General features: G+C 69.9%; 14 protein-coding genes. 8 read left to right on the plus strand and 6 right to left on the minus strand.

The genetic code is table 11. The features are described 5' to 3' along the window. The first annotated feature begins 94 nt into the window (after positions 1-94). From ACZ3H8_RS01140 to ACZ3H8_RS01160, 5 genes are all read left to right on the plus strand, one after another. Positions 95-883, plus strand: a complete 789-nt coding sequence (locus ACZ3H8_RS01140) for an ATP-binding cassette domain-containing protein (RefSeq protein ID WP_356229827.1) — start codon at positions 95-97, stop codon at positions 881-883. Then, a complete protein-coding gene (locus ACZ3H8_RS01145; protein ID WP_467395996.1) occupies positions 880-2,169 on the plus strand; it encodes a sugar ABC transporter permease in 1,290 nt (429 codons plus the stop codon). The genes ACZ3H8_RS01140 and ACZ3H8_RS01145 overlap by 4 nt, the downstream gene beginning before the upstream one ends. 183 nt (positions 2,170-2,352) lie before the next feature. Then, positions 2,353-4,266 (plus strand): 1-deoxy-D-xylulose-5-phosphate synthase, encoded by a 1,914-nt coding sequence (dxs, locus tag ACZ3H8_RS01150; RefSeq protein WP_467395998.1) that lies wholly within the window; start codon positions 2,353-2,355, stop codon positions 4,264-4,266. Positions 4,267-4,409: 143 nt separating this feature from the next. After that, positions 4,410-5,927 carry an amino acid permease gene (locus tag ACZ3H8_RS01155; protein ID WP_467396000.1) on the plus strand — a complete coding sequence of 506 codons (1,518 nt, stop codon included), beginning with the start codon at positions 4,410-4,412 and terminating at the stop codon, positions 5,925-5,927. A 97-nt stretch (positions 5,928-6,024) separates the two neighbouring features. Further along, positions 6,025-7,533, plus strand: coding sequence for an ArnT family glycosyltransferase (locus ACZ3H8_RS01160; protein WP_467396002.1), 1,509 nt, complete (start codon positions 6,025-6,027; stop codon positions 7,531-7,533). On the opposite strand, the gene ACZ3H8_RS01165 is transcribed toward ACZ3H8_RS01160, so the two are convergent. Continuing rightward, on the minus strand, positions 7,512-7,895 hold the full coding sequence (locus tag ACZ3H8_RS01165) for an NYN domain-containing protein (RefSeq protein WP_467396005.1): 384 nt from the start codon (positions 7,893-7,895) through the stop codon (positions 7,512-7,514). The genes ACZ3H8_RS01160 and ACZ3H8_RS01165 overlap by 22 nt on opposite strands. Positions 7,896-8,009: 114 nt before the next feature. Between ACZ3H8_RS01165 and ACZ3H8_RS01170 the strand changes: the two genes are divergently transcribed. Beyond that, positions 8,010-9,161: a PLL family lectin gene (locus tag ACZ3H8_RS01170; protein WP_467396007.1), complete on the plus strand. Its 1,152-nt coding sequence runs from the start codon at positions 8,010-8,012 to the stop codon at positions 9,159-9,161. Between the two features lie 104 nt (positions 9,162-9,265). On the opposite strand, the gene ACZ3H8_RS01175 is transcribed toward ACZ3H8_RS01170, so the two are convergent. The 5 genes from ACZ3H8_RS01175 to ACZ3H8_RS01195 form a co-directional block, all read right to left on the minus strand. Further along, positions 9,266-11,395 (minus strand): 3-hydroxyacyl-CoA dehydrogenase NAD-binding domain-containing protein, encoded by a 2,130-nt coding sequence (locus ACZ3H8_RS01175; RefSeq protein WP_467396009.1) that lies wholly within the window; start codon positions 11,393-11,395, stop codon positions 9,266-9,268. After that, positions 11,392-12,612 carry a thiolase family protein gene (locus tag ACZ3H8_RS01180; RefSeq protein WP_398981304.1) on the minus strand — a complete coding sequence of 407 codons (1,221 nt, stop codon included), beginning with the start codon at positions 12,610-12,612 and terminating at the stop codon, positions 11,392-11,394. The genes ACZ3H8_RS01175 and ACZ3H8_RS01180 overlap by 4 nt, the downstream gene beginning before the upstream one ends. 244 nt (positions 12,613-12,856) lie before the next feature. Then, positions 12,857-14,131, minus strand: a complete 1,275-nt coding sequence (locus tag ACZ3H8_RS01185) for a ribonuclease D (RefSeq protein WP_467396013.1) — start codon at positions 14,129-14,131, stop codon at positions 12,857-12,859. Positions 14,132-14,209: 78 nt separating this feature from the next. After that, positions 14,210-14,872 (minus strand): helix-turn-helix transcriptional regulator, encoded by a 663-nt coding sequence (locus tag ACZ3H8_RS01190; protein ID WP_215090828.1) that lies wholly within the window; start codon positions 14,870-14,872, stop codon positions 14,210-14,212. Positions 14,873-15,267: 395 nt separating this feature from the next. Beyond that, the gene (locus tag ACZ3H8_RS01195; RefSeq protein WP_467396016.1) at positions 15,268-15,939 is read right to left on the minus strand and encodes a DUF3000 domain-containing protein; all 672 of its coding nucleotides are present in this window, start codon (positions 15,937-15,939) and stop codon (positions 15,268-15,270) included. A 92-nt stretch (positions 15,940-16,031) separates the two neighbouring features. Here ACZ3H8_RS01195 and hemE point away from each other — a divergent pair, with 92 nt between their 5' ends. Together hemE and ACZ3H8_RS01205 are read left to right on the plus strand one after the other, a co-directional pair. Next, positions 16,032-17,141, plus strand: a complete 1,110-nt coding sequence (gene hemE, locus ACZ3H8_RS01200; RefSeq protein WP_467396018.1) for a uroporphyrinogen decarboxylase — start codon at positions 16,032-16,034, stop codon at positions 17,139-17,141. A 356-nt stretch (positions 17,142-17,497) separates the two neighbouring features. Then, positions 17,498-18,598: an acyltransferase family protein gene (locus tag ACZ3H8_RS01205; protein ID WP_467396021.1), complete on the plus strand. Its 1,101-nt coding sequence runs from the start codon at positions 17,498-17,500 to the stop codon at positions 18,596-18,598. The last annotated feature ends 30 nt before the right edge of the window (positions 18,599-18,628 follow it).

Here is an 18,628-nt window from a genome sequence, read left to right on the forward strand (position 1 = left end):
GTACAGAAACGCTTCTTCCGTTCTGTTCGCTTCTGCTCAACCACCGCGCCCGTTCCCCCGGCGCGGTATCCCCGCCGGTCAGGCGGCGAAGGAGATGGTTCACGTGTCCGCTACGCCCGTGCTGGCGTTGCGCGGGGTCTCCAAGCGATTCGGTGCCGTTCAGGCGCTCACCGACGTAGAGCTTGAGGTCCACGGCGGCGAGGTGGTCGCCCTCGTAGGCGACAACGGCGCCGGAAAGTCCACGCTGGTCAAGACGATTGCCGGCGTGCACCCCATCGATGAAGGCGTCATCGAGTGGGAAGGCAGGTCCGTATCGATCGACAGGCCGCACGACGCCCAGAACCTGGGTATCGCGACCGTCTACCAGGACCTCGCGCTGTGCGACAACATCGATGTCGTCGGCAACCTCTACCTCGGCCGGGAGATCCGCAAGCGCGGCATCCTCAACGAGGTCGAGATGGAGCGCCGCGCCCGCGAGTTGCTCGACACGCTGTCGATCCGCATCCCCAGCGTGCGCATCCCGATCGCCTCGCTCTCCGGCGGCCAGCGCCAGACCGTGGCCATCGCCCGCTCCATGCTCGGCGAGCCGAAGCTCGTCATCCTCGACGAGCCCACCGCGGCCCTCGGCGTCGAGCAGACCGCGCAGGTTCTCGACCTCGTCGAGCGGCTCCGCGAGCGCGGCCACGCGGTCATCCTCATCAGCCACAACATGGCCGATGTGAAGGCCGTCGCGGACAAGGTGGCGGTGCTCCGGCTCGGCCGGAACAACGGCGTCTTCGACGTCAAGGTCACCTCGCAGGAAGAGATCATCTCCGCCATCACCGGCGCCACGGACAACGCCGTGACCCGGCGTGCGGCGCGCACCACGGAGGTTCAGAAGTGAACACCGAAAAGACCTCCACTCCCACCGACGCGCCCGTCGTCAACCCCGAGGCCGCCCACGACGCGGTCACCGCGGTCGACCCCCGGCTGCTGGTCCGCGAGCAGGGCTTCGCCGGCTACCTCACAGAGTTCAAGCGCAAGCTGCACTCCGGCGACCTGGGCTCGATGCCCGTGATCATCGGCCTGATCATCATCGCCGTGGTCTTCCAGAGCCTGAACTCGAACTTCCTCTCCGCGCAGAACCTCAGCAACATCGCGGTCACGATGGTCGCCACCGGCATGATGGCCGTCGGCATCATCTTCGTGCTGCTGCTCGGCGAGATCGACCTGTCGGTCGGCTCGGTCAGCGGCGTCGCCGGCGCGATCGCCGCCGTCATGAGCGTCACCCATGGCATCAACGAGTGGCTCGCCGTCATCGTCGCGATCGTCAGCGGCGCGGTCATCGGCGCGCTCCACGGCTTCTTCTTCGCCCGGATCGGCGCACCCGCGTTCGCCGTCACCCTGGCCGGCCTGCTCTTCTGGCTGGGCTTCATGCTCCAGCTGCTCGGCGACCAGGGCACGATCAACCTGGACGGCGAAGGTGTGATCGGCAAGCTGACCACGTACTACTTCACGGACGTGGCGGCCGCCTACGGCCTCGCAGCGGTCGCGGTGGCCGGGTTCTTCCTCTCGGCCTTCTTCGACGCCCGCCGCCGTGAGGCCGCCGGCATCCCGTCCCGGCCGCTCGTCGACATCGTCGTGCGCACGGTTCTGCTCGCAGTGGTGGCCTTCGCCGCCGCGGCCATGTTCAACCAGTACAAGGGCCTGCCGCTGGCGCTGGTCCTCTTCCTGCTGGTGCTGGTCGTGACGGACTTCGTGCTCCGGCGCACCACGTACGGCCGCAAGATCTTCGCGCTCGGCGGCAGCGTCGAGGCCTCCCGCCGTGCCGGTATCAACGTCACGGCGGTCCGGATCTCGGTGTTCTCGCTCGCGGGCACGTTCGCCGCCGTCGGCGGTCTGTTCTGGGCGTCCAAGATCGCGGCGGCCAACCAGAGCGCCGGCGCGGGTGACCTGCTGATGAACGTCATCGCGGCGGCCGTCATCGGTGGCACCAGCCTGTTCGGCGGACGCGGCCGGACCTGGAACGCGCTGCTCGGCGTCATGGTGATCGTCTCCATCCAGTACGGACTCGCGCTGGAAGGCATCGCCACCCCGATCCAGTACATGATCACCGGTGGCGTGCTGCTGGCGACCGTGGTGATCGACTCCCTCACCCGTAAGACACAGAAGACCGCGGGCCGCGCCTGACCGCGGTTCCGCAGGAGTGCCCGGCGCCGTTCGCGGTGCCGGGCACCTCTGCGTATGCGCGCACCTCTGCGTGTTCATCCGAATGCGTGATGTAGATCGCACCGCCCGGCGACCGGCGCCGCAGGCGGAACATTAGACTCGACAGACCGGCAAGCTAGACCGCACAACTGCAAGGAGGCACGGGTGGCGCTGCTGACCCGCATCACGGGACCGCGCGATCTGGACCGGCTCAGCCCGGAGCAGCTGGACCAGCTGGCTGCCGAGATCCGGACCTTCCTCGTGGACGCCGTCTCCAAGACCGGCGGCCATCTCGGTCCCAACCTGGGCGTGGTCGAGCTGACCATCGCACTGCACCGTGTCTTCGACTCCCCGAAGGACAAGGTCCTCTGGGACACCGGCCACCAGAGCTACGTCCACAAGCTGCTGACAGGCCGTCAGGACTTCTCCAAGCTCAAGATGAAGGGCGGCCTCTCCGGCTACCCCGCGCGTGCCGAGTCCGAGCACGACATCATCGAGAACTCCCACGCCTCGACCGTGCTCGGCTGGGCCGACGGCCTCGCCAAGGCCAACGAGGTGCTGAAGAAGGACGACCACGTCGTCGCCGTCATCGGCGACGGAGCCCTCACCGGCGGTATGGCCTGGGAGGCACTGAACAACATCGCGGCCGCCAAGGACCGTCCCCTGGTGATCGTCGTCAACGACAACGAGCGCTCCTACGCTCCCACCATCGGCGGCCTCGCCAACCACCTCGCCACACTGCGCACCACCGACGGCTACGAGCGGTTCCTGGCCCGCGGCAAGGACATCCTGGAGCGCACTCCCGTCGTCGGGAAGCCGCTCTACGAGACCCTGCACGGCGCCAAGAAGGGCCTCAAGGACTTCATCGCCCCGCAGGGCATGTTCGAGGACCTCGGCCTCAAGTACGTCGGCCCCATCGACGGTCACGACATCGAAGCCCTGGAGTCCGCGCTCGCCCGCGCCAAGCGCTTCGGCGGGCCCGTGATCGTCCACTGCCTCACCGAGAAGGGCCGTGGCTATCAGCCCGCCCTCCAGGACGAGGCGGACCGCTTCCACGCCGTCGGCAGGATCCACCCCGACACCGGCCTGCCGATCGCCAGCTCCGGCCTCGACTGGACCTCGGTCTTCGGCGAGGAGATGGTCGAGCTCGGCAAGGAGCGGGGGGACATCGTCGCGATCACCGCGGCGATGCTGCAGCCGGTAGGCCTCGACAAGTTCGCGAGGGCCTTCCCCGACCGGGTCTACGACGTCGGCATCGCCGAGCAGCACGGCGCGGTCTCCGCCGCCGGCCTCGCGACCGGCGGACTGCACCCCGTCTTCGCCGTGTACGCCACCTTCCTCAACCGCGCCTTCGACCAAGTGCTGATGGACGTGGCCCTGCACAAGTGCGGCGTGACGTTCGTACTCGACCGGGCCGGCGTCACCGGCACCGACGGCGCCTCGCACAACGGCATGTGGGACATGTCGATCCTGCAGTGCGTGCCCGGCCTGCGGATCGCGGCCCCGCGCGACGCCGACCAGGTCCGCGCCCAGCTGCGCGAGGCCGTCGAGGTCGATGACGCGCCGACCGTGGTGCGCTTCTCCAAGGGCGCGGTCGGCCCCGCAGTGAAGGCCGTCGGCAAGGTCGGCGGCATGGACCTCCTGCGCACCGCCGGCACGGACCGGCCCGATGTCCTCCTCGTCTCCGTCGGCGCGCTCGCACCGATGTGCCTGGAGATCGCCGATCTGCTCGACGCCCAGGGCATTACGACCACCGTCGTCGACCCGCGCTGGGTCAAGCCGGTCGACGAGGCCCTCGCGCCGCTCGCCGAGCAGCACCGCGTCGTCGTCACCGTCGAGGACAACAGCCGTGCGGGCGGCGTCGGTTCGGCCGTCGCCCAGGCGCTGCGCGACGCGGGTGTCGACGTACCGCTGCGCGACTTCGGCATCCCGCCGCGCTTCCTCGACCACGCCTCCCGCAAGGAGGTCATGGCGGAGATCGGCCTGACCGCGCCGGACATCGCCCGTCAGATCACCGGTCTCGTCTCCAAGTTGGACGGCCGGTTCGACACCGAGGCGGTCGAGTCCGCCCGCGACTGACCTGTAGCGCCGAAGGGCCGGTGGGTTCACCCTGTATGGGTGGTCCGACCGGCCCATTCGCGTGAAATCCACCCGTACGGAGCCCTCTCGGACCGCCAATGTCTCAATCATGGCGTTCACGACGAGTGCGTGGAGGTACGCCGGTGAGTACGCAGCAGGACACGGGACCAGCCGGAGACGGCCTGTTCCGGACCAAGACGGTCGAACAGTCGATCCGTGATACCGAGGAGCCGGAGCACGCGCTCAAGAAATCCCTCTCCGCGCTGGACCTGACGGTCTTCGGGGTCGGGGTCATCATCGGCACCGGCATCTTCGTTCTCACGGGCAAGGTGGCCAAGGAGACGGCGGGCCCCGCGACCGCCCTCGCGTTCGTGGCCGCGGGCATCGTCTGTGGCCTCGCCGCGCTCTGCTACGCCGAGTTCGCCTCCACCGTCCCGGTTGCAGGATCGGCGTACACCTTCTCGTACGCCTCGCTCGGTGAGCTGGTCGCCTGGACCATCGGGTGGGACCTGGTCCTGGAGTTCGCCCTCGGTACCGCCGTGGTGGCGGTCGGCTGGTCGGGCTATGTCCGCTCGCTGATGGACAACGTCGGCTGGCACATGCCCGAAGCGCTCTCCGGGCCCGATGTGGCGGTAGGATTCGGCTTCGATCTCCTGGCCTTCGTGCTGGTGCTGATTCTCACGGTCATCCTGGTGCTCGGCATGAAACTGTCCGCCCGGGTCACTGCGGTCGTGGTCGCCATCAAACTGACCGTGGTCATGATCGTGATCGTCGCGGGCGCCTTCTTCATCAACACCGACAACTACTCGCCCTTCATCCCCAAGGCGCAGCCACAGCCCGCCGGTGCGGGTCTGGATGCCCCTCTGGTCCAGCTGATCTTCGGATACGCACCCACCAACTTCGGCGTCATGGGCATCTTCACCGCCGCCTCCGTCGTCTTCTTCGCCTTCATCGGCTTCGACGTGGTGGCCACCGCCGCCGAGGAGACCAAAGTCCCGCAGAGGGACATGCCGCGCGGCATCCTCGGTTCGCTCTTGATCTGCACCGTGCTCTATGTCGCCGTTTCGCTGGTGGTCACCGGCATGCAGCACTACACCGAAATGTCGGTGAGCGCCCCGCTCGCCGACGCCTTCAAGGCCGTCGGGCACCCGTTCTACGCCGGTGTCATCAGCTTCGGCGCCGCGGTCGGACTCACCACGGTGTGCATGATTCTGCTGCTCGGTCAGACCCGGGTGTTCTTCGCGATGAGCAGGGACGGGCTGCTGCCGCGGTTCTTCTCCGTCACACACCCGCGCTTCCGCACGCCCTACCGGCCGACCATCCTGCTCGGCGTGATCATCGCGATCATCGCGGGCTTCACCAGCATCAACGAGCTCGCGACACTGGTGAACATCGGCACGCTCTTCGCGTTCGTCGTCGTCGCACTCGGCGTGATCGTCCTGCGCCGCACCAGGCCCGAACTGCACCGCGCGTTCCGCACCCCGTGGGTGCCGCTGGTTCCGATCCTCTCGGTGGCCGCCTCGGTCTGGCTGATGCTCAATCTGCCGGCCGAGACCTGGGTGCGGTTCGCCATCTGGATGGCGCTCGGCTTCCTGGTGTACTTCGTGTACGGGCGCCACCACAGCCGCCTCGGCAAGCTGGGTGCCGACGCCAAGTACTAGACCTGTTCTGCCCGGCCCCGTATGTCCCGCTTCGGGGGGACTGCGGGGCCGGATACTGTGCTTTTCCGGGTGAACCCCCGGACCGCGAAAGGCAGGCATGCCCGTCGAGCCGTCGTCGTCGCTACGGTACGTATCCGCAACTGCATTGCCCCGGCAGCGAGGCCGTGCTCCGTCCGCCGTCCCTCCGTCCGCCGTCCCCCCGCCCGGCTACTGGCGGCGGCTGCTCCCGGTGCTGGCCCTGCTCGCCCTCGTCACCCGCATCCCTTCCTTCGGACGCCGGCTGTGGAACCCGGACGAGGGCTATCTCGCCGTCCAGGCACGGATATTGGCCGACGGGGGAGCGCTGTACGACACGGTGGTCGACCGCAAACCGCCGCTGCTGCCCCTGCTGTACCAGGCGTCGTTCGCGTTGTTCGGCGACGAATCCCTGCTTTCCGTCAAAATCCTGGCGGTCATCGCCCAACTGATCACCGCCGCCCTGCTCGTGGGCATCGCCCGCCGCCGCTGGGGCGACCGGGCCGGACGCACCGCAGGCGTCCTCTATCTGCTGGTCTCCATCGGCCTCAATCCGCAGGACGCGCAGGCGGCCACCTTCGAGGTCTTCATGCTGCCGTTCACGGCAGCCGCCATCTGGTGCGCGGACCGGGGCCGCTGGGCCGCGGCGGGCCTCGCGGTGGCGGGGGCCCTCCTCACCAAACAGACCGGCGGAGCAGTCCTGGTCCCGGTCCTGTGGCTGCTCTGGCAGACGTCACCGCCCCGAACAGCCTTGCTGCGTACGGGAGTCGGCCTCGGGCTCCCGGTGTTCTGCGCCGCCGGGCTGACCACTCCGTACGGCTTTGTGTTCTGGACGGTGACAGGCTCGGGTGCGTACGCCACCTTCACCGGCTCAGAACTCCACGTCCTGTTCCGGGCCGTGGTCAACTCCGCGCTGCTCGGCGCCGCCTGCGCCGGGCTGATCCCGCCGATCGTGCGGGTCCTGCGCATCGCCAGGACCGGCGCCACCGACCTGTGGCTGTGGCTCGCGGCGTCGGCGGCCGCCGTGCTGCTCGGCTTCCACTTCTTCGGCCACTACTACCTGCAACTGATCCCGCCGCTGGCTCTGTTGGCGACCGGAGCGCTGCAGATCCTGCCGCGCGACCGGCTCGCAACGGCGCTGCTCACTTCGGCCTGCGGGTGCGCTCTGTTCCTCGCCTGGGGGATGCTGGCGCCGCGCCCGGAGCTGGACCATGCCGAGCGGCTCGCCGCCGCCGTACAGGCCCGTACAAGCCCATCGGAGCCGGTTCTGGTGTGGGGGATACACCCCGAGACGTACTGGCTCGCCGACCGGGCACCCGCCAGCAGGTATTTGACCGCCGGACTGCTCACCAACTACAGCGGCGGCCGCAACGGTCCGCAGGTCGGTGAGAAGTACGCGGTGGCTGGCGCGTGGCAGGTCTTCGCCGGCGAGATGCGCCGCCGCGGACCGGCCCTGATCGTGGATGACTCCCGCGGCAAACCGTTCGCCCCGGAGCGGATCCCCACCCTGAACAGGCTGCTGTCCCGGAACTACGAGCCGCTGCCCGACGAGGTCGACGGCGCGGTGTTCTATGTACGCTCGGACGGCTGAACCGCCCGCGGTCCCATGCACTCGGCGCCGTACGCCTCAACCCGCCGTCTGAGCTCCCGGTCGGCCGTGACCACGACGCAGGGCCGGCCCGCCGGACGCTCGGACACCAGCTCCACGATTCTGTCGTCCCCGCTGCCCGGCGCGGACTCGACCCGCACCTGGGGCACGCTCTCCACCCCGCGGGCGGCCCCCTCCACGACGAACACCAGCTCGACGGGACCGGGATGCCCGGGGACTCCGGCCGCCGCGACATCGACCAGTCGGTCCCGCAGCCGCTCGGCTGCCCCGCGACGGTCGCGCCACCAGCCGTCGGGCACGGAACCGACCACATTTGCCGCGTCGACGATCACAAGCGTTCGCATCAGAAATCCCCAAAAATTCGCCGACCGGCTGGGTGTTATTGTCGCAGCACTTCATGGAGCGTTGTATGCGGCCGCTCAGTGCGGTTTCTCGTCAGGAAAGGTGGCCGGTGAGCCATGGCGTTGGGGCCTGCGCGAAGATCGAAGCAGCAGGCGGGCCGGACTCGCGAGGTTCCCACCGCACAGCGGGGCCACGCACCGGTCAGCACTGCGGAGGACGGCAGTCCGACGGCCACCGGCTGGCTGCTGCGCGGCAAGGACGGCCGGCTCACGGCGTATGCACCCACCGTAGGCGGTGTGCTCCGGTGGACCGAGACCCTGCCTGCCGGGCCCGACTGGTCGGGCCCCGAGCTGGTGGTCCCGGCCGACGGTCTGCTGCCGTACCTCTCCTTCGCTCAGGGAGCCGACGGCTATGTGCACCTCTTCGGCCTGCGGCAGACCCCGGCGGGCGGTGACGAGGTCCGGACGGACCTCGTCCATGCGATCCAGTACCAGTCGGGCCGTCCGGTGAAGGACTGGCAGCCGCTGGGCACGCCGTATCCGAACGACTGGAAGCTCGCCGGGCAGATAGGCCGTCCGGCGTCGGTCGTGGACGGTGTCGGCAACGTCCATGTCTTCGTACGCAACGTCGGCGGCGGGGTGTGCGGCCGAAGCCAGACCTCTTCCGGAGCCTGGCGGCCGTGGGCCGATCTCAAGGGCAGCGGAGCCCATGGCAGGCTCGCCGTCGCCGCGACCGGCAGCGGCCGGGCGGAGATTCTCGCGCCCGCGCGCGAGGGCATCATGCGCTGGCTGCAGGACGGCGACAAGCCGCTGTTCACCAGAGACGAGGACATCCCCGCGCAGGTCCGGGACGGCTCAGTATCGGGTGTGGCGACCGGTGAGGACCGGCTCACTTTCTTCTGGCGCGACGAGAAGTCCGCCGAGGTGCACGCCTGGCGTCAGGACAGCGTGCCCGAGCCGCTGGGCGGCGGGACGGGAACGGGACCGGTGGCCGTGCTGCGGGCCTCCGTGGACGGCCACGACTGCACGCTCATGGCGCAGCGCGACGGCGACGGACGGCCCGCGCTCGCCGCGTATCCGACCGAGGACGAGCCCGCGGGCGCGGTCTGGACCGGCACCGGAGAAGCGTGCGTGGGCGCCCCGGCACTGGCTGTCGACGCCGATGGCCGCGTCGTGCTCGCCGCGTTCGCCCCGGACGGCGGCCTCCGGATCACCCGGCAGAAGACGACGGAGTCCGGTCTGGCGATGGAGGCCTGGACCCGGATCTGACGGCCGCGCGCCGCCGCCTCGACAACGCAAACTGCCCCGGCACCGAAGGACGGTGCCGGGGCAGTTGCTTGCCCGCTTGCTTGCTCGCTTGCTTGCGACAGGTGTTACGCCGGGACGCTCGCCACGCCCTGCGGCAGGAACGGCTTGCCGTTCACGCGCTCGGAGACACCCTCGCGGTCCAGGTACGGCGTGATGCCGCCCAGGTGGAAGGGCCAGCCGGCGCCCGTGATCAGGCAGAGGTCGATGTCCTGGGCCTCGGCCACGACACCCTCCTCCAGCATCAGGCCGATCTCCTGCGCCACCGCGTTCAGCACGCGCTCGCGGGTCTGCTCCTCCGTCAGGACGACATCGCCCTGCTTGAGGAGAGCGGCGACCTCCGGGTCCAGCTCCGGCTTTCCGGAGTCGTAGACGTAGAAGCCGCGCTTGCCGGCCTTGACGACTGCGGCCAGGTTCTCGGAGACCGTGAACCGGTCCGGGAAGGCCCGGTTGAGGGTCTCGGAGACATGCAGGCCGATCGCAGGACCGACCAGCTCAAGCAGGACCAGCGGCGACATCGGCAGACCCAGCGGCTCGACGGCCTTCTCGGCCACCTCGACCGGAGTGCCCTCGTCGATGACGTTCTGGATCTCGCCCATGAAGCGGGTCAGGATGCGGTTGACCACAAAGGCCGGCGCGTCCTTGACCAGTACGGCGGTCTTCTTCAGCTTCTTCGCGACACCGAACGCCGTCGCCAGCGCGGCGTCGTCCGTCTGCTCGCCGCGGACGATCTCCAACAGCGGGAGGATCGCGACCGGGTTGAAGAAGTGGAAGCCGACGACCCGCTCCGGGTGCTGCAGCTTCGACGCCATCTCGGTCACCGACAGCGAGGAGGTGTTGGTGGCGAGGATCGCGTGCGCCGGGGCGACCGCCTCGACCTCGGCGAACACCTGCTGCTTGACGCCGATCTCCTCGAAGACGGCCTCGATGATGAAGTCCGCGTCGGAGAAACCCTCGGCCTTGTCGAGGACACCCGTCACCAGGGCCTTGAGGCGGTTGGCCTTGTCCTGGTTGATGCGGCCCTTGCCGAGCAGCTTCTCGATCTCGGCGTGGACGTAGCTCACACCCTTGTCGACGCGCTCCTGGTCGATGTCGGTCAGCACGACCGGCACCTCGAGGCGGCGCAGGAAGAGCAGTGCCAGCTGCGAGGCCATCAGGCCCGCGCCGACGACGCCGACCTTGGTGACCGGGCGGGCCAGCGACTTGTCCGGCGCCCCGGCCGGGCGCTTGCCGCGCTTCTGGACCAGGTTGAAGGCGTAGATGCCGCTGCGCAGCTCGCCGCCCATGATCAGGTCCGCGAGAGCGGTGTCCTCGGCGTCGAAGCCCTTCTGCAGGTCGCCGTCCTTGGCAGCCTCGATGATGTCGAGGGCGCGGTACGCGGCCGGAGCGGCGCCGTGCACCTTGGAGTCGGCGATGAAGCGGCCGCGTGCGACGGCCTGGTCCCAGGCCTCGCCGCGGTCGATCTCCGCGCGCTCGACGGCGATCTCGCCCTTGAGGACGGACGCGGTCCAGATGAGCGACTGCTCCAGGAAGTCCGCGCCCTCGAAGATCGCGTCGGCGATCCCGAGCTCGAAGACCTGCTTGCCCTTGAGCTGCTTGTTCTGGTTGAGCGAGTTCTCGATGATCACCGAGACCGCGCGGTCCGCGCCGATCAGGTTCGGCAGGATCGCGCAGCCGCCCCAGCCCGGGACAAGACCGAGGAAGACCTCGGGCAGCGAGAAGGCGGGGATCGCCGTGGAGACGGTGCGGTACGAGCAGTGCAGCCCGACCTCGACACCGCCGCCCATCGCCGCGCCGTTGTAGTACGCGAACGTCGGGACGGCGAGCCCCGACAGCCGCTTGAAGACGTCGTGGCCGCCCTTGCCGATCGCCAGCGCTTCCTCGTGGCGCTTCAGCAGCTCCACGCCCTTGAGGTCGGCGCCGACCGCGAAGATGAACGGCTTGCCGGTGATGCCGATGCCGACGATCGTGCCCTCGGCCGCCTCCTTCTCGACCTGGTCGATGGCGGCGTTGAGGTTCGCCAGCGACTGCGGCCCGAAGGTGGTCGGCTTGGTGTGGTCCAGGCCGTTGTCCAGCGTGATGAGCGCGAACTTGCCAGCCCCGCCGGGGAGTTCGAGGTGGCGCACGTGCGCCTGAGTGACTACCTCGTCCGGGAACAGCTCGGCCGCGCCCTTCAGGAGTTCAGCGGTGGTGCTCACTTGTTGCCTCCGTCGAAGTGCGGGTTCTCCCAGATGACCGTCGCGCCCATGCCGAAGCCGACGCACATGGTGGTCAGGCCGTAGCGGACCTGCGGCTGCTCCTCGAACTGCCGGGCCAGCTGCGTCATCAGGCGTACGCCGGAGGAGGCCAGCGGGTGGCCGTAGGCGATGGCGCCGCCGTACTGGTTGACGCGTGCGTCGTCGTCCGCGATGCCGTAGTGCTCGAGGAAGGCCAGCACCTGGACGGCGAAGGCCTCGTTGATCTCGAACAGGCCGATGTCCGCGATGGACAGGCCCGCCTGGGCAAGGGCCTTCTCGGTCGCCGGGATCGGGCCGTAGCCCATGACCTCGGGCTCGACGCCGGCGAAGGAGTACGAGACCAGGCGCATCTTCACCGGGAGGTTGTTCTCACGGGCGAAGTCCTCGGAGGCGATGAGCGAGGCGGTGGCACCGTCGTTCAGGCCCGCGGCGTTACCGGCGGTGACGCGGCCGTGGACGCGGAACGGGGTCTTCAGGCCGGAGAGGTTCTCCAGCGTGGTGCCCGGCCGCATCGGCTCGTCCGCGGTGACCAGGCCCCAGCCGGTCTCGCCGGCCTCGGCGTTGGTACGGCGTACGGAGACCGGCACCAGGTCCTGCTGGATCTTGCCGTTGGCGTACGCCTTGGCGGCCTTCTCCTGCGAGCGCACGGCGTACTCGTCGGTGCGCTGCTTGGTGATCGAGGGGTAGCGGTCGTGCAGGTTCTCCGCGGTCATGCCCATGAACAGGGCCGACTCGTCGACGAGCTTCTCCGACACGAAGCGCGGGTTGGGGTCGACTCCCTCGCCCATCGGGTGGCGGCCCATGTGCTCGACACCACCGGCGATGGCGATGTCGTAGGCACCAAAGGCCACGCTGCCCGCGACGGAGGTGACGGCGGTCAGGGCGCCGGCGCACATGCGGTCGATGGAGTAACCAGGCACGGACTGCGGCAGACCCGCGAGGATGCCCGCGGTCCGGCCGATGGTCAGACCCTGGTCGCCGATCTGCGTGGTCGCGGCGATCGCGACCTCGTCGATACGGGCGGGGTCGAGGTCCGGGTTGCGGCGCAGCAGCTCCCGGATCGCCTTCACGACGAGATCGTCGGCACGGGTCTCGTGGTAAATGCCCTTCGGGCCCGCCTTGCCGAACGGGGTGCGGACGCCGTCGACGAAGACGACGTCCCTGACGGTACGAGGCACGATGGCTCTCCTCCAGGGTGCGGGGTGGCACTGCTGCGGGCACGCGCCTAAGCGCGCGCTTCCTCCGCTCATGCTACTTGCGGGTAACCACCCTGCCCACCCCCTACGGCGGGAGCGGTGAACGTCACACGGGGGAGCCGGCTCGTAGCCGGGGCTCCGCCCCCGGCCCCCCGCGCCTCGATCTCCCCCAGACCTCGTCCGGGGGACCCCCACGGGGCTGACGAATTCAGCCCCGCCGCAGGCGTCAGGCCGTCGCCGTCAGCGCGCTCGCCAGCAGCGGCGCCACCTGCTCGATCTGCCAGGCGCGCGCCCCGTGCCCGGCCAGCGCCTCGGCCACCGCGGCCACCGTGGGCTCGGCCGGCGGCTCCCAGCAGACCCGGCGGACCGTGTCCGGGGTGATCAGGTTCTCCTGCGGCAGATTGAGCTCCTCCGCGAGCGCGGAGACCGCCGCACGCGCCGCGGAGAGCCGGGCCGCGGCCACCGGGTCCTTGTCCGCCCACGAACGCGGCGGCGGCGGGCCGTTCAGCGGCTGGCCCGGCTGCGGGAGCTCGGCGTCGGGCAGTGCCTTGGCCCGGTCGACGGCCGCCTGCCACTGCTCCAGCTGCCGTCGTCCCATCCGGTGGCCGAACCCGGGCAGCGCGGTCAGCGCCTGCACATTCGCCGGCACGGCGAGCGCCGCCTCCACGATCGCCGAGTCGCTCAGCACCTTGCCCGGCGACACATCGCGCCGCTGCGCCACCTTGTCGCGGGCCGTCCACAGCTCCCGTACGACCGCCATCTGACGGCGGCGGCGCACCTTGTGCATCCCGGACGTACGACGCCAGGGGTCCTTGCGCGGGGGAGCGGGCGGAGCCGACGCGATCGCCTCGAACTCCTGCCAGGCCCACTCCAGCTTGCCCTGCCGGTCCAGCTCCTTCTCCAGCGCGTCGCGCAGATCGACCAGCAGCTCCACATCGAGCGCGGCGTAGCGCAGCCACGGCTCGGGCAGCGGGCGGGTCGACCAGTCCACCGCCGAGTGGCCCTTCTCCAGCGCGTAGCCGAGGACGGACTCGACCATCGCGCCGAGGCCGACCCGGGGGAAGCCCGCGAGGCGCCCGGCGAGCTCCGTGTCGAAGAGCCGGGTCGGGATCATGCCTATTTCGCGCAGGCAGGGGAGATCCTGGGTGGCCGCGTGCAGAATCCACTCCGTACCGGCCAGGACCTCGCCGAGCTCGGAGAGGTCGGGGCAGCCGACCGGATCGATCAGCGCGCTGCCCGCGCCTTCGCGGCGCAGCTGTACGAGATAGGCCCGCTGGCCGTAGCGGTAGCCGGACGCGCGCTCGGCGTCGACGGCCACAGGGCCGGATCCCCTGGCGAACGCGGCGATCACTTCGGCGAGTGCCGCCTCGTCGGCGACCACGGGCGGAATGCCTTCACGGGGCTCCAGCAAGGGAATCGGCGCCGGTTCGACGTCGTCCGGGGGAGCGCCCCCGGTGGTTCGCAGTGCGGTCTCTGCTGCGGTGTCTTGGGCGTCGGTCACGTGTCAAGGGTATCCGTCAACGGAGAGCGCCCGTCGACGGAACGTTCCGTCGACGGGCGCGAAGAATATGTACAGCGGTCAGTGGATGATGCCGGTCCGCAGGGCGACGGCCACCATTCCGGCCCGGTCGCCCGTGCCCAGCTTGCGCGCGATACGGGCGAGGTGGCTTTTGACGGTCAGCGCGGACAGGCCCATCGAGACGCCGATCGCCTTGTTGGACTGGCCTTCCGCGACCAGGCGGAGCACCTCGACCTCACGGCCGGAGAGCTCGCGGTAGCCGCCCGGGTGGCTCGGGGCGCCCGGGGGGCGGCGGTGCATCCGGCCGGCCACGGCGCCGATGGGGGCGGCGCCGGGTCGGGTCGGGTGCCCGATGTTCGTACGTGTGCCGGTGACGACGTAGCCCTTGACGCCGCCCGCGAGGGCGTTGCGCACGGCGCCGATGTCGTCGGCGGCGGAGAGGGCGAGGCCGTTGGGCCAGCCCGCGGCTCGGGTCTCGGACAGGAGGGTCAGCCCGGAACCGTCGGGCAGGTGGACGTCGGCAACGCAGATGTCGCGCGGGTTGCCGACGCGGGGACGGGCCTCCGCGATGGACGACGCCTCGATGACGTCACGCACTCCGAGGGCCCACAGGTGGCGGGTGACGGTGGAGCGGACGCGCGGGTCGGCCACGACGACCATGGCCGTCGGCTTGTTCGGGCGGTAGGCGACCAGGCTTGCGGGCTGCTCGAGAAGAACGGACACCAGGCCTCCTGGGAGGGTGCGGGACGGAGCCGGCTCGGGGGGAAGAAGCCGGGGCGGACCGTGCAGTTAGGGTCACAGACCTCTTCGGCACCGAACCCGTCCGCCTTTAGAGAATGATCACGATTTGGTGAGTAACAATTGGGGCAATTCGGACGAGTGATCGATCATCCTACGAGCTCCCGGCGGCCCCGTGTTCGATCTTCCGGCCGCGGTCCCGGCGGTCCCGTGCACGATCTCCGGCCGCGGTCCCGGTGCGTTCCTGCGGGCACATCCCCGGCGTCAACCTCCGGGCACGTCGCGGGCGTCGGCCTCCCGGCACGTCCCGGGCTGAGTCCCGGCTGCGGCTGCGAGCACCTCTCGTGATCAGTCTCCCGGGCGTCGCCCCGGGCGCGGAGTCACGGCTGCTGCGGGCCCCGCCGCTGTGGAAGCGAGACCACGCCCGTCGCCGCGTCCACCGGACCGGCCGGCGACGGCGGCAGCCCGGCGACCTGGCAGAGGAGATCGCACCAGGCCACGAGGTGTGCCGCCGAGTCAGGAACCCCCTCCAGACCTTCGCGCGGTGTCCACGACGCCCGGATCTCGATCTGCGTCGCCGGGCGCCGGTCGGAGAGTCCACCGAAGTAGTGAGAACTCGCGCGGGTGACGGTCCCGCTCGCCTCTCCGTACGAGAGCCCGCGCGCCTCCAGCGCGCCGGTCAGCCACGACCAGCAGACCTCGGGAAAGAGCGGATCGGCCGCCATCTCGGGCTCCAGCTCGGCGCGTACCAGCGTCACCAGCCGGAAGGTTCCCTGCCAGGCGTCATGACCGGCCGGATCGTGCAGCAGCACCAGGCGGCCGTCCGCCAGGTCGTCGTCGCCGTCGACGACCGCCGCCTCCAGCGCGTAGGCATGCGGCGCGAGCCGCTGCGGCGGGCGCGTCGGGTCCACCTCGACCTCGGGGCGCAGCCGTGCGGCCCGCAGTGCGTCGACCGCCAGCCGGAACGCGCGCGGGATGGCATTCCCCTCCGCGCTGTCCGCGTCGTCAGCGCTGTTGGAATGATCGGAAAAATGTCCCTGAGCCGCAGCCATGCGGGGAAGAGTAGGCGGAACGGGGGCTTCGCGCAGGGAGGGACACCCGGCCCGGAGCGGCCACTTCAGGTGTACGTGCGAAGATTCTCGGCGTGAGTGCCAATGACCTTCCCCTCGCTCGAGGCTTCGCCCGAGCTGGGGATACCCCATCCTCGGGCCAGCCGAAGACACACGCTGTCGAAGAATCAGCCTTTCTGAAGGCGTGCAGGCGTGAGCCGGTGCCGCACACCCCGGTCTGGTTCATGCGTCAGGCGGGGCGCTCACTGCCCGAGTACCTCAAGGTCCGCGAGGGCATCGGGATGCTCGAGTCCTGCATGCGGCCCGAGCTCGTCACCGAGATCACGCTGCAGCCGGTGCGCCGCCACAAGGTCGACGCGGCGATCTACTTCAGCGACATCGTCGTACCGCTCAAGGCCATCGGCCTCGACCTCGACATCAAGCCGGGCGTCGGCCCGGTCGTCGCCGAGCCGATCCGCACCCGCGCCGACCTGGCACGGCTGCGCGACCTCACGCCCGAGGACGTCTGGTACGTCACAGAGGCGATCGGGCTGCTCACCGGCGAGCTCGGGGCCACCCCGCTCATCGGCTTCGCCGGCGCGCCCTTCACCCTCGCGAGCTACCTCGTCGAGGGCGGCCCCTCGCGCAACCACGAGCACACCAAGGCCCTGATGTACGGCGACCCGCAGCTGTGGGCCGACCTGCTCGACCGGCTCGCGGAGATCACCTCGGCCTTCCTCAAGGTGCAGATCGAGGCCGGTGCCTCAGCGGTGCAGCTCTTCGACTCGTGGGTGGGCGCGCTCGCCCCCGCCGAGTACCGGCGCTCGGTGATGCCGGCTTCCGCAAAGGTCCTCGACGCGGTGGCCTCGTACGACGTGCCGCGCATCCACTTCGGCGTCGGCACCGGCGAACTCCTCGGCCTGATGGGCGAGGCGGGCGCGGACGTCGTCGGCGTCGACTGGCGGGTGCCGCTGGACGAGGCCGCACGCCGGGTCGGCCCGGGCAAGGCGCTCCAGGGCAACCTCGACCCGGCCGTCCTGTTCTCCACGCAGGAGGCCGTCGAGGCCAAGACCCGCGAGGTGCTGGACGCCGCGGCCGGGCTCGAGGGTCACATCTTCAACCTCGGCCACGGCGTCCTGCCGACGACCGACCCGGACGCGCTGACGCGTCTCGTCGAGTACGTCCACACGCAGGCCGCGCGCTGAGGGGCCAACTGCTGGGGCGCGGTGCCCCGCAACGGCCAAGGGCCGTCGAACGCGGCGGCGTTGCCTTTGCAGGGCTGCACCGCTGGGTCCCCCCGGCCGCCTGGTTTCCTTCGCCGGAATTTGCGCAAGCCGGTGCCGGGTGCACAGAAAAATTCACGGCCCCTGATGAAACATCGCGGGTGGGTCAGGCCGTCAAGTAAGTGAAGGAATGAGCAAGGGAGGGAGCCGCATGCGGGGCTTGTCGGGCGGGGAATCGTGAAGCGGGCCACAAAAGAGGTAACGGGGGCGAACCGCCGTTGCGCGTGCAAGACTCCCCGACGCTGACGCTGCCCCGTGCGCGGCCGGCGCCGGCGCCGGTGCCCAACACGACGCCCCAGCGCGTCGGCCGGTTGTCCGCACTGGACGGCATGCGGTTGCTGGCCGCGCTGATGGTGGTGGCCTACCACTACATGGCGCTCTACGGAGGCTGGACGGCCCGCGGGGAAGCGCTATTCCCGGGCGCGTTCCCCTTCACCGCCTACGGCTGGCTGGGCGTCGAGCTCTTCTTCCTGATAAGCGGCTTCGTCATATGCATGAGCTGCTGGGGCAGATCGCTGGGGGACTTCTTCGTCTCCCGGGTGAGCCGGCTGTACCCCGCGTACTGGTTCGCCGTCCTGGCCACCACCGCCGTACTGCTGCTCATACCGAATGGCCGGAGTCCGCTGCCCGTGGCGGACGTGCTGACCAACCTCACCATGCTTGAGGAGCCGCTCGGCGTCCCCAAGGTCGATGGGGTGTACTGGACGCTTTTCGCCGAGTTGCGCTTCTATCTTCTGTTCGCGCTGATGGCGTGGCGGGGCCTGAGCTACCGACGCGTGCTGGCCTTCTGCAGCGTCTGGGCCGCGGTGGGCATGCTCTTCGCCAAGTCCGACGATTCGGTGCTCCAGCTGCTGATCATGCCGAACTACTGCTGGTACTTCATCGCGGGAATGGCCTTCTTCCTGATGTACCGCTTCCGGCCCAACCTGCTGCTCACCGGCATTGTGCTGGTGTGCTTCGGAGCGGCCCTGCCCTCCGCGCACGACACCTGGAGCCGAAGCCTCGGCTACTTCAAGCAGAGCATTCCCTTCTGGCCGGTCGTCGCCATCCTCGCCGTCTGCTTCGGGGCGATGGCCCTGGTCGCGACCGGGAAGCTGGACTGGATGAAGTGGCGCTGGCTGCCGTACGCCGGGGGGCTCACCTACCCGCTCTACCTGCTGCACCAGTACGCCGGCTGGGAGCTCATCAGAGCGCTGGCACACCGGCTGCCGCCGTACACCGTGCTCTCGCTGGTGACCGGCGGCATGCTGGTGGCCTCCTGGCTCGTGCACCGGCTGATCGAACGACCGGTGACCCGGCTGCTGCACCGTCGGCTCTCCGGCGCGCTGTCCGAGGCGACCGCGCGCGGCGAGAGACGGCTGGGCCCGGCCGGGCGCTGATCCGGAAGCGTGGCGCGGCGCCGGCGGGGG

The sequence above is a fragment of the Streptomyces sp. NPDC002868 genome, assembly GCF_055563295.1.